At 63.0% G+C, this 15,664-nt stretch carries 13 protein-coding genes; 2 read left to right on the top strand and 11 right to left on the bottom strand.

Translation table 11 applies throughout. The features are described from left to right. The first annotated feature begins 6 nt into the window (after positions 1–6). Positions 7–1,590 carry a peptide chain release factor 3 gene (locus tag PC358_RS16350; protein ID WP_033701146.1) on the top strand — a complete coding sequence of 528 codons (1,584 nt, stop codon included), beginning with the start codon at positions 7–9 and terminating at the stop codon, positions 1,588–1,590. A gap of 90 nt (positions 1,591–1,680) precedes the next feature. Here PC358_RS16350 and PC358_RS16345 read toward each other — a convergent pair whose 3' ends face one another. The 4 genes from PC358_RS16345 to PC358_RS16330 form a co-directional block, all read right to left on the bottom strand. Continuing rightward, positions 1,681–2,760 (bottom strand): polyamine ABC transporter substrate-binding protein, encoded by a 1,080-nt coding sequence (locus tag PC358_RS16345; protein WP_033701145.1) that lies wholly within the window; start codon positions 2,758–2,760, stop codon positions 1,681–1,683. Between the two features lie 52 nt (positions 2,761–2,812). Continuing rightward, positions 2,813–3,154, bottom strand: coding sequence for a cupin domain-containing protein (locus tag PC358_RS16340; RefSeq protein WP_033701144.1), 342 nt, complete (start codon positions 3,152–3,154; stop codon positions 2,813–2,815). Between the two features lie 32 nt (positions 3,155–3,186). Further along, entirely contained in the window at positions 3,187–4,593 is a 1,407-nt protein-coding gene (locus PC358_RS16335; RefSeq protein ID WP_033701143.1) for an NAD(P)/FAD-dependent oxidoreductase, read from the bottom strand. 64 nt (positions 4,594–4,657) lie between these two features. Then, the gene (locus PC358_RS16330; protein WP_033701142.1) at positions 4,658–5,467 is read right to left on the bottom strand and encodes an AraC family transcriptional regulator; all 810 of its coding nucleotides are present in this window, start codon (positions 5,465–5,467) and stop codon (positions 4,658–4,660) included. Between the two features lie 200 nt (positions 5,468–5,667). Here PC358_RS16330 and PC358_RS16325 point away from each other — a divergent pair, with 200 nt between their 5' ends. Next, positions 5,668–6,555 (top strand): hypothetical protein, encoded by an 888-nt coding sequence (locus PC358_RS16325; protein WP_033701140.1) that lies wholly within the window; start codon positions 5,668–5,670, stop codon positions 6,553–6,555. Positions 6,556–6,768: 213 nt separating this feature from the next. Here PC358_RS16325 and PC358_RS16320 read toward each other — a convergent pair whose 3' ends face one another. The 7 genes from PC358_RS16320 to PC358_RS16290 all read right to left on the bottom strand — a co-directional run bounded on the left by PC358_RS16320 (position 6,769) and on the right by PC358_RS16290 (position 15,523). Beyond that, positions 6,769–7,737, bottom strand: a complete 969-nt coding sequence (locus PC358_RS16320) for a peptide ABC transporter ATP-binding protein (RefSeq protein WP_033701139.1) — start codon at positions 7,735–7,737, stop codon at positions 6,769–6,771. Further along, a complete protein-coding gene (locus PC358_RS16315) occupies positions 7,737–8,705 on the bottom strand; it encodes an ABC transporter ATP-binding protein (protein WP_033701138.1) in 969 nt (322 codons plus the stop codon). Before PC358_RS16315 ends, PC358_RS16320 begins: the two co-directional genes overlap by 1 nt. A 10-nt stretch (positions 8,706–8,715) precedes the next feature. After that, the gene (locus tag PC358_RS16310; protein ID WP_033701137.1) at positions 8,716–9,642 is read right to left on the bottom strand and encodes an ABC transporter permease subunit; all 927 of its coding nucleotides are present in this window, start codon (positions 9,640–9,642) and stop codon (positions 8,716–8,718) included. A gap of 10 nt (positions 9,643–9,652) precedes the next feature. Beyond that, positions 9,653–10,663 (bottom strand): ABC transporter permease subunit, encoded by a 1,011-nt coding sequence (locus tag PC358_RS16305; protein ID WP_016485006.1) that lies wholly within the window; start codon positions 10,661–10,663, stop codon positions 9,653–9,655. A gap of 76 nt (positions 10,664–10,739) precedes the next feature. Next, a complete protein-coding gene (locus PC358_RS16300; RefSeq protein ID WP_033701136.1) occupies positions 10,740–12,335 on the bottom strand; it encodes an ABC transporter substrate-binding protein in 1,596 nt (531 codons plus the stop codon). A gap of 84 nt (positions 12,336–12,419) precedes the next feature. Beyond that, positions 12,420–13,799, bottom strand: a complete 1,380-nt coding sequence (locus tag PC358_RS16295; protein ID WP_033701134.1) for an OprD family porin — start codon at positions 13,797–13,799, stop codon at positions 12,420–12,422. A 131-nt stretch (positions 13,800–13,930) separates the two neighbouring features. Further along, positions 13,931–15,523, bottom strand: a complete 1,593-nt coding sequence (locus PC358_RS16290; RefSeq protein WP_033701133.1) for an ABC transporter substrate-binding protein — start codon at positions 15,521–15,523, stop codon at positions 13,931–13,933. Positions 15,524–15,664 lie beyond the last annotated feature (141 nt).

Genomic DNA, 15,664 nt, shown 5'->3' with positions numbered 1-15,664 from the left:
TTTCCCATGACCAACCAGGCCGCCGAAGTCGCGAAGCGCCGCACTTTCGCAATTATTTCCCACCCCGACGCCGGTAAGACCACCATCACCGAGAAGCTCCTGCTGATGGGCAAGGCCATTGCCGTCGCCGGTACCGTGAAGTCGCGCAAGTCCGACCGCCACGCCACCTCCGACTGGATGGAAATGGAGAAGCAGCGCGGCATCTCCATCACCACCTCGGTGATGCAGTTCCCGTACCGCGAGCACATGATCAACCTGCTCGACACCCCCGGCCACGAAGACTTCTCGGAAGACACCTACCGCACCCTGACCGCGGTGGACTCGGCGCTGATGGTGCTCGACGGCGGTAAAGGTGTAGAGCCGCGGACCATCGCCCTGATGGACGTCTGCCGCCTGCGTGACACGCCCATCGTCAGCTTCATCAACAAACTCGACCGTGATATCCGCGACCCGATCGAACTGCTCGACGAAATCGAGGCGGTGCTGAAGATCAAGGCCGCGCCAATCACCTGGCCGATCGGTTGCTACCGCGACTTCAAGGGCGTGTACCACCTGGCCGGCGACTACATCATCGTCTACACCCCGGGCCACGGCCATGAGCGTACCGAGGTAAAAATCATCGAGAAGCTTGATTCCGATGAGGCGCGTGCGCACCTGGGTGACGAATATGATCGCTTCCTCGAACAGCTTGAGCTGGTGCAGGGCGCCTGCCATGAATTCGATCAGGACGAGTTCATCAACGGCCAACTGACCCCAGTGTTCTTCGGTACCGCACTGGGCAACTTCGGTGTCGACCATGTGCTCGACGCCGTTGTCGACTGGGCGCCGCGCCCGCTGGCCCGTGTGGCGCACGAGCGTACCGTGGAGCCGGTAGAAGAGAAGTTCACAGGCTTCGTGTTCAAGATCCAGGCGAACATGGACCCGAAACACCGTGACCGTATCGCCTTCATGCGCATCTGCTCGGGCAAGTACGAGAAGGGCATGAAGATGCGCCACGTGCGTACCGGCAAGGACCTGCGCATCGGTGACGCACTGACCTTCTTCTCGTCCGAGCGCGAGCAGCTGGAAGAAGCCTTTGCCGGCGATATCATCGGCCTGCACAACCACGGCACCATCCAGATCGGCGACACCTTCACCGAAGGCGAAGCACTGGGCTTCACCGGTATCCCGCACTTTGCTCCGGAGCTGTTCCGCCGTGTGCGCCTGAAGGACCCGCTCAAGTCCAAGCAGCTGCGCCAGGGCCTGCAGCAGCTGGCCGAAGAGGGGGCGACCCAGGTGTTCTTCCCCGAGCGCAGCAACGACATCATCCTCGGTGCGGTCGGTGTGCTGCAGTTCGACGTAGTGGCCAGCCGTTTGAAGGAAGAGTACAAAGTCGAGTGCGCCTACGAGCCGATCACCGTGTGGTCGGCGCGCTGGATCAGCTGTGATGACAAGAAGAAGCTCGAGGAATTCCAGACCAAGGCCATGGAGAACCTGGCCATCGACGGTGGCGGCCACCTGACCTACCTGGCGCCGACCCGGGTCAACCTGGCGTTGATGGAAGAGCGCTGGCCGGATGTGAAATTCCGCGCTACTCGCGAGCACCACTAAAAGCAGCTTCGAGCCTCAAGCTGGAAGCTACAAGTGGAAGCGAGCCTGTATTGGCCCGCCTTTCTTGTAGCTTGCGGCTTGAAGCTGTTGTCAGTTTCCGGCTTTGATACTGGTCCAGATCCGGGTGCGAATGCGGTCGATCTTCGCCGGCATCGCCTCCAGCGCATACAGCTTGCCCATCACTTCGTCACTGGGGTAGATCATCGTATTGCCCTTCATCGCCGGGTCCACCAGGCCGTCAGCCTTGAGGTTGCCGTTGGCGTACTGCACGTGGTTACTGATGTTGGCCATCACCTCCGGCTGCAGCAGGTAGTTCATGTAGGCATACCCCGCCTTCTCATCGGGGGCATCGGCCGGCATGGCAACCATGTCGAACCACATCGGCGCGCCTTCCTTGGGGATCGAATACCCCACCTTCACCCCATTCTTTGCTTCATCAGCGCGGTTTTTCGCCTGCAGCACGTCACCGGAGAAGCCCACCACCACGCAGATATCGCCATTGGCCAGGTCACCGGTGTACTTGGATGAATGGAAGTAGCTGATGTACGGCCGCACCTTCATCAGCAAGTCCTTGGCCTTCTCGTAGTCCTTCGGGTCCTGGCTGTGATGCGGTAAGCCCAGGTAATGCAGGGCAATCGGCAGCAGCTCGGGGCCGTTGTCCAGCACTGCGACGCCGCAGCTTTTCAGCTTGCTCATGTACTCGGGCTTGAAGATCAGGTCCCATGAGTCCAGCGGCGCGTTGTCGCCGAGGACTGCCTTGACCTTATCGATGTTGTAGCCAATGCCCGTGCTGCCCCAGAGGTACGGGAAGCCGTACTGGTTGCCCGGGTCGTTGACCTCAAGTGCCTTGAGCAGCACCGGGTTGAGATTTTGCCAGTTGGGCAACTGCGACTTGTCCAGCTTCTTCAGGGCCTTGCCCTGAATCTGCCGGGCCATGAAGTGGTTGGACGGAAACACCACGTCGTAGCCGGAATTGCCGGTCATCAGCTTGCCATCGAGGGTTTCGTTGCTGTCGTACACGTCGTAGGTGGGATTGATGCCCGTGGTTTGCTGAAAGTGCTTGAGGGTGTCCGGCGCGACGTAGCTGGACCAGTTGTAGATTTTCACCGTGTCGGCGGCGTTGGCCATGCTGGCGGCCAGCATCAGAGGTGCAAGAAGAAGGGTGCGCATGTCGGGTTTACCTTGCTTTGTCTGTTGTTATCGAAGGCAGGCGATCAGCGGATCAGAAAATAAGCACGTAAGTCTTGCGCACGGTCTCCAGGATGTCCCAGGTACCGGTGCTGTTGGCCGGTAGCGTCAGTGCGTCTCCGGCTTCTATGTAGAGGGGCTCGCCACCGTCGGGGGTGAAGGTGCAGCGACCCTTGATGATGTGGCAGAACTCTTGTTGCACGATCTGCCGCCGCCAGCGCCCGGGGCTGCACTCCCAGATGCCGGTTTCGACGCCATCGCTGCGTTCCACGCAGGTGACCGAGGTCACCGCCACGGGCTCGCCGAGCGGCACTGCGACCGGGTTGGTGCTGTCCAGGACGGCGCTTTCAGTGTGTTTGAAGTGAGTGATGTTCATGACCGGTGGATCCTGTGTAGGTGAACGGTAAGTCAGTGCATGAAGCCTTCCATGAAGTCTGCCAGTGAGCTGGCCAGGCGCCGCCGCCACGGTGCGCTGGCGCGATTGGCGAGGGTACGGTCCTCGTGGACGAAACTCTGGATGATCGCGTTGTAGCCCAACCAGCGGCAGGGCTCGGGTGGCCAGCTGGCCAGGCTCGACAATGGGCGGTTGTCGAGTACCCAGGGTTGCGCGGTCAGTGCGTTGTGCTGGTTGAGGATCAGTGCCGCCAACGTCCGCCCGCCGAGGTTGGTGGCGCCGACCCCCTCGCCGCCGTAGCCGCCGGCCAAGGCGATGCCGCGCTGGCGGTCGCACAGCATGTGCGGTCGGAAGCGTCGGGCCATGCCCAGGTTGCCGCCCCAGGAGTGGGTGATGCGCACATGCTTGAGCTGCGGGAACAGCTCGCTGAACAGGTAGCGGCGCAGTTCGACTTCGGCTTCGGTCAGGGTGAAGTCTTCGCGCAGGCGGCCACCGAAGCGATAGCCGCCACGGGCGCCGAACACCAGGCGGTTGTCGGCGGTGCGCTGGCCGTAGGTAACCTGACGGCTGCTTTCGCTGAAGGCTTGGCCCTCGGCCAGGCCGATCTGCTCCCAAGTCGAATCGGGCAGTGGCTCGGTCGCCACCAGCAAGCTCTGCACCGGTAGCTGATGCTTGCCCAGCGGTGGCAGGCTGGCGGCGTAACCTTCCACGGCGGGCACCGTCCACTGGCAGCGGATGCGCGCCAAGGGGGTGCGAACTTCACCGGGCTGCCAGTCGATGGCAGGGGTGTTCTCGTAGATCGGCACGCCCAGCGCCTCTACCGCTCGGGCCAGGCCGCGGGCCAGCTTGGCGGGCTGGATGGTCGCGGTGTGCGGGCTGTAGATCGCGCCGTAGGCGTTGCTCACCCGCAGTTGTGCGTCCAGTTGCTCGGGCCGCAGCCAGCGGTAGTCATCCTCGGTCATGCCCTGGCGGTACAGGTCATCGAGGTAGGCACGCAGGCTGCGTTCCTGTTCCGGGTAGCGGGCGGCGCAGTACAGCACGCCACCTTTGCGGTAGTCGCAGTCGATGGCTTCGCGTTGCAGCACGGCGTGGACTTCATCGGGGATGCCATGCAGCAGGTCGATGCTGGCGCGGCGTTGTTGCGGCGACAGAGCGGCAAGCAGGCGGTCTTCGCCGAGCAGGTTGCCCATCAGCCAGCCGCCATTGCGCCCAGAGGCGCCGAAGCCGGCGATGTTGGCTTCGATCACGGCAATGTTCAGCTGGGGCGCCTGGCGCTTTAGGTAGTACGCGGTCCACAGGCCGGTGTAGCCGGCGCCGATGATGCACACGTCAACGTCAAGGTCGTTTCGCAGTGCCGGGCGCGCGCACAGCGGCTCGTCGAGCTGGTCCATCCACAGGCTGAGCGTGCGCAGGGGTTGCATCAGTTTCGGCTCCACATCCGTCAAGGTCTGTGGGCGATCCTAGTGGCGTTGGGGGAGGGCTGTCTTACGTGCGTGCACGCAGGGAAATTTGCTTGAGGTAGGCCTTGGGTGTGAGCCCGGTCTGTTCACGGAAGCACTTGTAGAACGCCGACAGCGAATTGAAGCCCGCGCTGAACGCCAGCTCATCGATCGTTGCCTCGACGCTGTCGTCGTTCAGGCTGGCCATCAGGTGCTGTAGCCGCGCCTGGTTCACGTAGCGGTAGAAGCTTTGGCCAAGCACCTGGTTGAGCAGGTAGGAGATCTGGTTGCGGCTGTAGCCGCTGGCATCGGCGACCTGCTGCAAGTCAAGTTCAGGGTCGAGGTAGGGGCGTTGACGCTGGAAGTAGCACTCCAGGTCCTGGGCCATGGTTGACAGCTGGCGCGGTGAAAGGCCCAGGCGGCTGGTGGCCGGGCGCGGGCCGCTGCCAGCTTGCCCTCGGTTGTTCTGCCGGACCAGCGTGGCGTATTCGTTGACGCGCCAGATCAGTCCGTCCTTGACGGTGATGGCCTCGCTGGACTGGAACGCCACCAGGCCTTCACCGCCCTGCACCGTGACCTGGTACTGGATGAACGCAGTGCAGCCATCGACGCGGATTCGGTCGCTGTGGACGATGTCCTCGCCGGCTTCATGGGGCAGGCAGGCGCGCACGTAGTCGCGCAGCGCGTCGAAGCCGAGCACGCGGTTCTGGAAGAAGTCGTGGTACTGGACGTCGGGGTGGTAGAGCGCGATCACGCCGTCGAGGTCGCGGTGCTTCCAGCACAAGTGGTAGCGCATCACAGTTTCGGCGGTGATGGGCGTCTGTTGCGGGCCGTCGGCTGGGTACTGGGAGGTCATGGGCAGATAGTGCCAGATCAACCGGCATTGCAGAACACGGCGTTGGCGTGTGGTGAATCCGGCATTTTGCACGGTCCTTGGTTGGCCCAGTGATTTAAGTCATTGATTCAGTTGGGTGTCATTTTTTGACACAACTGGCACATCCCCTGCACCGGCTCTAGGGCGAACGGACTTGTTGATCACTACAAAGGCGAAAAACCATGATCCCCTCTGCCGATTACCCGTATGTCGATTCACAGCATCGCTCTGGCGTGTCCTGGGCGGCCATTTTCGCGGGGGCCGCAGCGGCTGCCGCGTTGTCATTGATCCTTGTGGTGCTGGGTGCGGGGCTAGGCTTCGCGGCTACCTCGCCCTGGGCTGATGAAGGTGCCAGCGCCCAGACCCTGGGTGTTTCGGCGATCATCTGGCTGCTACTGACACAGATCTTCGCCTCAGGCTTGGGCGGCTATATCGCCGGTCGGCTGCGGGTGAAGTGGGCCAATCTGCAGGGTGATGAAGTGTATTTTCGTGATACGGCCCATGGCTTCCTTGCCTGGGCAGTGGCCACGCTGGTGGCGGCCATGTTGATACTGAGCACCGCCGGTGGCCTTGCCACTGCCGGTGCGCAGGCCGGGGCAAGCGCGGTAGGGGCTGCCGCCAGCATGGCGCCAAAGCCTGATCCCAATGCCTATTTCGTTGACAGCCTGTTCCGCAATGACGGCCCGGCACCTGTCAGTGATGACGCCGCCAATGGTATTGCGGCGCGCATTATTGCCAAGTCCATCGCGCAAGGGACGCTGGCCGAAGGTGACCGCGCTTACCTGGCGCAACTGGTGGCCCAGCGTACCCGCCTGAGCCAGGCCGAGGCCGAGGCACGGGTCGATCAAGTGTTCGCTCAGGTTCAACAGGCCAAGGTAGAGGTGCAGCAGGCCGCTGATACGGCAGCCAAAGTGGCGGCCTGGACGGCCCTGTGGACCTTCGTTGCACTGTTGTGTGGGGCATTCTTCGCCAGCCTTGCCGCGCTGCTCGGTGGCCGTCAGCGTGATCGTGTCGTATGGCTGGAAGCGGAAGGGGTGGACTACACCGCGCGTCGTACCATTCAACGTTAAGTAAGGAGAAACATCATGCGCTCATTACTGCTGTGGATGATTGGGGTGCCGATTCCGGTGATTATCCTGATTGCGATATTCATGCATTGAGATTCTTGGGGGCGCTTTGCGCCCCTTCGCGGGGCAAGCCCGCTCCCACAGGTACCTCGCATGTCCCAACCAGGCGAGGTACAGGGGGGAGCGGGCTTGCCCCGCGAAAAAACTCACACCGATCTAGAGAAACTGCTCCGCATAGTGGCACGCCACCTGCCGCGTCCCCACCTGCCGAAACGCTGGCACCTCCTTCCCACACCGTTCCGTCGCATACGGGCAGCGCTTGTGAAAGGCACACCCATCTGGCGGATTCAATGGGTTGGGCAGCTCACCGACAATCCTGATCTTCGGTTTCAACGGGTCGGGGTGGATCGCCGGCGTTGCCGACAGCAATGCCTGTGTATAAGGATGCAGCGGCTTCTCGTAGATGTCCGCCTTAGGCCCCATCTCCGCCGGCCGCCCCAGGTACATCACCAACACGTGGTCCGCCACATGCCGCACCACGGCGAGGTTGTGCGAGATGAATACATAGGCTGTATTGAATTCCTTCTGCAGGTCCATGAACAGGTTCAGCACCTGTGCCTGGATCGACACGTCCAGCGCCGAGGTCGGCTCGTCCGCCACCAGCACCTTGGGCTGTAGCATCATCGCCCGGGCCAGGGCGATACGCTGGCGCTGGCCGCCCGAGAACATGTGCGGGTAACGCTGGTAATGCTCGGGCCGCAGGCCGACCTGCTCCATCATCTTCTGCACTTTCTCGCGCCGCTCGGCCTTGCTCAACGAGGTGTTGATCAACAGCGGCTCGGCCAACTGGTCGCCGATCTTCTGCCGCGGGTTCAGCGAGGCATAAGGGCTCTGGAAGACCATCTGCACGTCACGGCGAAGTTGCTTGCGTTCGGCCTTGCTGGCGCCCTTGACCTCGGTGCCGGCGATCTGCAGCGAGCCGGACGAGGGCTCTTCGATCAAGGTCAGCGCGCGGGCCAGGGTCGACTTGCCGCAGCCGGACTCGCCGACCACGGCCAGGGTCTTGCCGGCCTCCAGTTCGAACGACACGCCATTGAGCGCGCGCACCAGGGCGTGGCCCTTGAACAGGCCACGGGACACTTCGTAATGGCGAGTCAGCTCGCGGGCAGTGAGTACGACGGCCATCACGCCACCTCCTGGTTCAGCGGGTAGAAACAACGCACCAGGCTATGTGCCTGGGGGGCGAGGGGGGGGCGCTGTTGCCGGCAGTTATCCTGCACGTAGGGGCAGCGCGGCGACAGCAGGCAGCCTTGTGGCCGGTCATAGCGACCGGGGACGATGCCGGGCAACGTCGCCAGGCGCTCGGCACCCAGGCTGTGCTCGGGGATCGCCGCCAGCAGCGCTTCGCTGTAGGGGTGCGCTGGCACGTCGAACAGCTCAGGCACCTGGCCCACTTCCACGGCCTGGCCTGCGTACATCACACAGACACGTCGCGCGGTTTCGGCCACCACGGCCAGGTCATGGGTGATCAGGATGAGCGCCATGTTGCGCTCCTTCTGCAGGTTCACCAACAGCTCCATGATCTGCGCCTGGATGGTGACATCCAGGGCCGTGGTCGGCTCATCGGCGATCAGCAGCTTGGGTTCCCCGGCAATCGCCATGGCAATCGCCACGCGCTGGCTCATACCGCCGGACAATTGGTGCGGGTAAGCGTCCAGGCGGCTTTCTGCGGCCGGGATCTCGACTTTTTTCAGCAGCTCCAGGGCACGCTGGCGCGCCGCCTTGCCCTTCAGGCCCAGGTGCTGGCGCAGTACTTCCTCGATCTGAAAACCTACGGTGTAGCTTGGGTTGAGCGCGGTCATCGGGTCCTGGAAGACCATGGCGATGTCCTTGCCCACCACCTTGCGCCGCTGCCGGCCGCTGAGCTTGAGCATGTTGGTGCCGTTGAACGTCAGGGTGTCGGCGGTGATGCGCCCGGGGGCGTCGATCAGCCCCATCAAGGCCATCATGGTGACCGATTTGCCCGAGCCGGATTCGCCGACGATGGCCAGGATCTCGCCGGCATCCACTGCCAGGTCCAGGCCGTCGACCACGGGTACCGCGTTGGCGTCGCCGAAGCGCACGTTGAGGTTGTTGATCTGCAACAGTGACATGGCGTTCTCCTCAGGCGGCGTTCTTGAGTTTCGGGTCCAGCGCATCACGCAGTCCGTCGCCCATCAGGTTGATTGCCAGCACGCTGAGCAGAATGGTCACCCCAGGCAGGCTGACCACCCACCAGGCGCGTTCGATGTAGTCGCGGGCCGAGGCCAGCATGGTGCCCCACTCGGGCGTTGGCGGTTGCACGCCCAGGCCCAGGAAACCCAGGGCCGCGGCGTCGAGGATCGCCGAAGAGAAACTCAAGGTGGCCTGCACGATCAACGGCGCCATGCAGTTGGGCAGCACAGTGACGAACATCAGGCGCGGCAGGCTGGCACCGGCCAGGCGGGCGGCGGTGACGTAGTCGCGGTTCAGTTCACCCATCACTGCGGCGCGGGTCAGGCGCACATAGGCGGGCAGCGAGACGATGGCGATGGCGATCACCGTGTTGAGCAGGCCGGGGCCTAGGATGGCGACGATGGCCACCGCCAGCAACAGCGACGGCAGGGCCAGCATCACGTCCATCAGGCGCATGATCGAGGGGCCGAGCAAGTGCGGGAAGAAGCCGGCCAGCAGGCCCAGCAGAATCCCCGGGATCAGCGAAATCACCACCGACGACAAGCCGATCAGCAATGACAGCCGGGCACCCTGGATCAACCGCGACAGCAGGTCGCGACCCAGCTCGTCGGTACCGAGGATGAATTGCCAGGTACCCCCTTCGAGCCACACCGGTGGGGTCAGCAGGAAGTCGCGGTACTGCTCGCTCGGGTCATGCGGGGCGACCCAGGGGGCGAACAGGGCGCAGAACACCACCAGGCACATGAAGGCCAGGCCCATCACCGCGCCCTTGTTGCGCGAGAAGGCGTGCCAGAATTCCTTGTACGGCGAGGGGTAGAGCAGGCTTTGGTCCACCGGGCTGGCCGGTGTGACGGGTTTTGCAAGTGGACTGGTCATGGCGGGGGCCTCAGCGCTGATGACGGATGCGTGGGTTGGCCAGGCCGTAGAGGATGTCCACGACGAAGTTGACCAGAATCACCAGGCAGGCGATCAAGAGGATGCCGTTCTGGACCACGGGGTAGTCACGGGCACCGATGGCTTCGATCAGCCACTTGCCGATGCCCGGCCAGGAAAAGATGGTTTCGGTAAGCACCGCACCGGCCAGCAACGTGCCGACCTGCAGGCCGAATACAGTGAGCACCGGGATCAGCGCATTGCGCAGGCCGTGCACGAACACCACGCGGGCCGGCGACAGGCCCTTGGCGCGGGCGGTGCGGATGTAGTCTTCGCGCAGCACTTCGAGCATCGACGAGCGGGTCATGCGGGCGATCACCGCCAGCGGAATGGTGCCCAGCACGATGGCCGGCAGGATCAGGTGCATCACGGCGTCCTTGAACGCGCCCTCTTCGTCGCTGAGCAGGGTATCGATCAACATGAAACCGGTTTTCGGCTCGATGTCGTAGAGCAGGTCGATGCGCCCGGACACCGGCGTCCAGCCCAGGCTGACCGAGAAGAACATGATCAGGATCAGCCCCCACCAGAAGATCGGCATGGAGTACCCGGCGAGCGAAATGCCCATGACCCCGTGATCGAACAGCGAGCCGCGCTTGAGCGCGGCGATCACCCCGGCCAGCAACCCGACGATGCCGGCGAACAGCAGCGCGGCAAAGGCCAGCTCCAAGGTGGCGGGGAACAGGGTGAGGAATTCGGTCCACACGCTTTCGCGGGTGCGCAGCGATTCACCCAGGTCACCCTGGGCGAGCTTGCCCACATAGTCCAGGTACTGGACCGGCAGCGGCTTGTTCAGGCCCAGGCGCTCCATGGCCTGGGCGTGCATTTCGGGGTCGACCCTGCGCTCGCCCATCATCACTTCCACCGGGTCGCCGGGGATCAGGCGTATGAGCGCGAAGGTCAGCAAGGTGATACCGAAAAAGGTCGGGATCAGCAGGCCCAGGCGCCGGGCAATAAAACTCAACATTGTCGGGGTTACCTCATCAGCCGTTGTACGGCAGTGCCGCTGGTCCCCGTGTGGGCTGCCAGCGGTCGTTGTTTTTCTACTTCACCTTGGTGGTGGCGAAGTTGTTGTTGGTCAGAGGGTTGATCACGTAACCCTCCACGTTCTCACGCATGGCGGTAAATATCTTGGGGTGGGCCATGCTGATCCAGGGTTGGTCGTCATCGTACACCTTCAATGCCTCGCTATAGAGCCTTGCCCGCTCGCCGTTGTCGGTCACCTGACGGGCCTGGTTGATCAGCGCCTGGAATTTCGAGTTGCACCAGCGTGCGTAGTTCTCGCCATTTTTCGCCGCCTCGCAACTGAGCAGCGGGGTGAGGAAATTGTCCGGGTCGCCGTTGTCGCTTGCCCAGCCTGTGGAAACCAGGTCGGCCTCGCCTTTTTTGGCCCGGCGCAGCATCTCTGCCCACTCCATGACGCGAATGTCGAGCTTGATGCCGACCTTGGCCAGGTCGGCCTGGAGCATTTCCGCCGACAGCCGTGGGTTGGGGTTGGTCGGGCCACCGCCGCTGCGGGTGAACAGGGTGATGACCGTACCGTCTGGCACACCGGCCTGTTTGAGCAGCGCACGTGCCTGGTCGAGGTCGCGCGGTGGGTTTTGGTTGTCGCGGTTGAAGCCGATCATGCTCGGCGGATAGGGGTTGATGCCGACCACGGCATTGCCTTTGCCGAACAGCTGGTTGACGTGGGCCTGGCGGTCGAAGGCCATGTTGATGGCTTTGCGCACACGCACATCGCTGAGGTATTTGTGTTCGGTGTTCATGGCGATGTAGCCGGTGACCAGTGCTTCGGTATTGGCCACCTTGAGCTTGGGGTCGGCCTTGATCGACGGCACGTCCTCAGGCTTGGGGTACAGCGCCACCTGGCATTCGTTGGCGCGCAGCTTTTGCAGGCGTACGTTGCTGTCGTTGGCGATGGCGAAAATCAGGGCATCGGCCGGTGGCTTGCCACGGAAATAGTCCGGGTTGGGCTTGTAGCGTACCTGGGCGTCCTTGTTGTAGCGCTGGAAGATGAACGGGCCGGTGCCGATCGGCTTGCTGTTGAGGTCGCCGGTCTTGCCAGCCTTGAGCAACTGGTCGCCGTACTCGGCGGAGTAGATCGAGGTGAAGCCCATGGCCATGTCGCGCAGAAACGGTGCTTCAGGGCGGGTCAGGGTGATGACCACGGTGCGATCGTCGGTCTTGTCCACCGACTTGAGTAATTTGCCAAAGGCCATGCTTTCGAAATATGGATAGCCGACGCTGGTCTTGTCGTGCCAGGGGTGTTGCGGGTCGAGTTGGCGGCGCAGGCTCCACAGCACGTCATCGGCATTGAAGTCGCGGGTAGGGGTGAAGTAGTCGGTGGTGTGGAACTTCACCCCCTGGCGTAGGTGGAAGGTGTAGGTCAGGCCATCGGCTGAGATGTCCCAGCGCTCGGCCAGGGCTGGCTGGATGTCGGTAGTCCCAGGTGTGAAATCGACCAGGCGATTGAACAGCGTTTCGGACGAGGCATCGAACGTCACGGCGGTGGTGTACTGGACGACGTCGAAACCCTCGGGGCTGGCTTCGGTACACACCACCAGCGGCTTGGCCGCAAGCGGCGCGGCGCTGCCCAGGATGAGCGCTGCCAAGGCAGCGTGGAGCGGTAGCGATTTCATGAGTACTCCCTGCAAGCATTGATTCCAGCGTAGCCGCCACGGCCTGTTTTTTTCAGTGGGTGAGGCAGGCCGTGGCGTCATCGGTCAGAGGATGTTGAACGGAATGGTGGTCACCAGGCGGAACTCGTCCAGGCTGCCATCGGCCTGCGCCTTGCTGGCGCGGTGCGCGGTGTAGGTGGCGCGGATACTGGTGTCCTTCAGCGGGCCGCTCTGCACGGCGTAGCTGGTGCCGATGCCCCACTCGTAGTGGGTCTCGCCGTCCATGCCGTTGACGTCATAGGCAGTGCCCCGGTAATGGGTGCCATCGATGCCCCAGCCGCGGGCGTTGTACAGGTTGAACTTGAGGCCCGGCACGCCATACGGCGCCATGTTCAGCACATAGGAAAGCTGCAGCGATTTCTCGTTCGGGCCGTTGAAGTCCGAGAGCAGCGAGTTGGCCAGGTAGATGCCGTTGGTTTCGTGCAGGTAGTCGAAGTACTCGTTGCCGTTGACCTGTTGCCATGACGCGCTGAGGGTGTGGGCCTGGTGGGTGAGGGCGAGCGACAGGCTGTAAGTGTCGTTGTCGATCTCGCCCATCTTCTTGCTGCCTGCATCCACGGTCTTGTAGTAGTTCAGGCCGGTGCTCAGGCTGAGCACGGCGCTGTCGCCCAGCACGTGGTTGGCGCCGAAGTAGTACTGGTTCCAGAAGTCGTCGACCTTGGTGGCGTACAGGCTGGTGCTCAGGCTTTTGAACGGCTGGTAGTTGACCCCGGCAGTGCTGGCGCGGTCGGTCTCGACGCCGGCGGCGCCGTACTCGGAGCGGAACTTGCTGAGGCTTTGTTCGGTTCGGGGCGAGACGCGGTCGAAGGTGCCCAGGTCGAACGACAGGTTGTCGAATTCGGCGCTGTGCAGGAAGGCGCCCTGGAAGCTCGATGGCAGGGCGCGGTTGCCAATGTAGGCGATCATCGGCGTGTCCACCGACTGGCGGCCGAGAGTGAGCGTGGTGTTGGACACGCGGGCCTTGATGTTGCCCAGGCCCAGCTTGCTCCACTGGCCCACGGGGTCGCCGTCGCTGTGGGTCAGCGTGCGGTTGTTGGGCCCGGCGATTGCCTCGCGGCTCTGTTGCAGGGCAATGGCATTATAGCCGGCGGCTTCGACGGCAATACCGACGGTGCCTTGGGTAAAGCCCGAGCTGTAGTTGAGGATGGTGCCCTGCAGCCAGTTCTCGCGGCTGTGGGTGTCGTGGCGAGTACCGTCGCGCTTGTAGTACTTCCAGAGCGGGGCGCGGGTGGCGCGCTCGCGGGCATACCAGTTACGAGTGCTGCCAGAGACGCTTTGGCCGTCGATGAAGCCGGTCGCCTGGTCTTGTTCACTGCTGGTCTTGAGGCTGAGTGGGACGTAGGCCTGGCTTTGGGGTTCGGCTTCGGCCACGGAGCAGACGCTGCCGAGGGTCAATGCCAGTGCGGTTGAGGTGAATAGTCTCAAGGTGAAAACTCCCTTTCCTTTTTCTAGTTATTACCGGCCTTGTGAGCCGGGCGTGTTGCTGCGGTGTTGCCAGAGTTGCCCGGGGTTGCCGGGCTAATCAGGGGAGGGGTGTTGTTTGTAGCGTCTAGTGCCTAATCAACACTCACACCGGAAAAATTGTTGCGGCCAAAGGGGCTGACCTTGAAATCGGCAACCTTGATGCTGATCGGCTGGTTCACCGTGGAGTGCGCCACCGGGGTGATTGGCACCTGTTGCTTGAGCCGCTGCTGGGCCTGCCGGTAGAGGGCGGTGCGTTGTTCGCGGTCGGTCACCTGCTTGGCTTGCTTGACCAGGCTGTCGTACTGCGGGTCGCACCACCGGGAGTAGTTGTTGCTGCCGATGGCGTCGCAGTTGTAGAGGGTGCCGAGCCAGTTGTCGGGGTCGCCGTTGTCACCGGTCCAGCCGATCAGGGCAATGTCGTGCTCGCCGCTTTTCATGCGCTTGAGGTATTCACCCCACTCGTAGCTGACGATACGTACCTTGAAGCCAAGCTTGCTCCAGTCGGCCTGGAGCATCTCGGCCATGAGCTTGGCATTTGGGTTGTAGGGGCGCTGCACGGGCATGGCCCACAGGGTGACTTCGGTGCCTTCCTTGACCCCGGCCTGCCTGAGCAGTTGCTTGGCTTTTTGCGGGTCGAAGGGCGCGTCCTCAAGGCTGTCGTCATAGGACCACTGGGTCGGTGGCATGGCGTTGACTGCGCGCTGCCCGGAGTCCTGATACACCGCCTGAAGGATCGCCTGCTTGTTCACCGCCATGTCCATGGCCTGGCGCACTTGCAGGCGGTCGAACGGCGGGTGCTGGGTGTTGTAGGCGATGTAGCCGAGGTTGAAGCCAGGTTGCTGCAGCACTTCGAGTTTGTTATCGGCCTTGAGCGCCGGCAGGTCGGCGGGGCGCGGGTGCAGGGTGACCTGGCATTCGTTGCGCCGCAGCTTCTGGATACGTACCGAGGGGTCGATGTTGATCGAAAACACCAGGTTGTCGATTTTCACCTGGCCCGGCGCCCAGTACGCCTTGTTGCCCTTGAAGCGGATCTGCGAATCCTTCTGGTAGCGCTGGAACACGAACGGTCCGGTGCCGATGGGCTGCTGGTTGATGTCGCTGGGGCGTCCGTTGGCCATCAAGTGCTCGGCGTACTCGGCGGACAGCACCGAGGCGAAGCTCATGGCCAGGTTCTGCACGAAGGCGGCGTCGACCTTGTTCAGGGTGAACATCACGGTCAGCGGCCCGGTCTTTTCGAGGCGGGCGATGTTCTTGTCCAGGCCCATGCTGACGAAGTAGGGGAATTCGGTGGGGTAGGCCTGACGGAACGGGTGGCCCTTGTCGAGCATGCGGTTGAAGGTGAACAGCACGTCGTCGGCATTGAAGTCGCGGCTGGGGCTGAACGCCTTGTTGGCGTGGAACTTCACCCCCTCACGCAGGTGGAAGGTGTAGCGCAGCCCATCGTCAGACACGTCCCATTGGGTGGCCAGGGCCGGCTGCACCGCCGTGCCACCGCGCTCGAACTCGACCAGGCGGTTGTACAGCGGTTCGGCGGCGTCGTTGTCGGTGGCGCTGGTGTACTGTGCCGTGTCGAAGCCGGCCGGGCTGCCTTCGGAGCAGAACACCAGGTTTTTTGCGAGCAGGGCCGGGGAGAGGCTTATCAGGCCCAGCGCGAGCAGGGTCGAAAGGGGGGTGGCAGGGCGCATGGCAAGTCCTTGTTGGTCTGTTTCGCCGGCTCGGGGTACGAATGGCGGCAACAGTTCGCCGATCCCGCTGCGGATGGCGGCGGGGCGGTATGCTGTGATCGGATCTGGTGGGGCTGGCACCCGCCGCCTGGCGGGTGCCGG

This window comes from Pseudomonas capeferrum, assembly GCF_000731675.1.
GTDB classification, from domain to species: Bacteria; Pseudomonadota; Gammaproteobacteria; order Pseudomonadales; family Pseudomonadaceae; genus Aquipseudomonas; species Aquipseudomonas capeferrum.
Note: the sequence above shows the minus strand (reverse complement) of the source record. Positions and strands in the feature narration are given on the sequence as shown.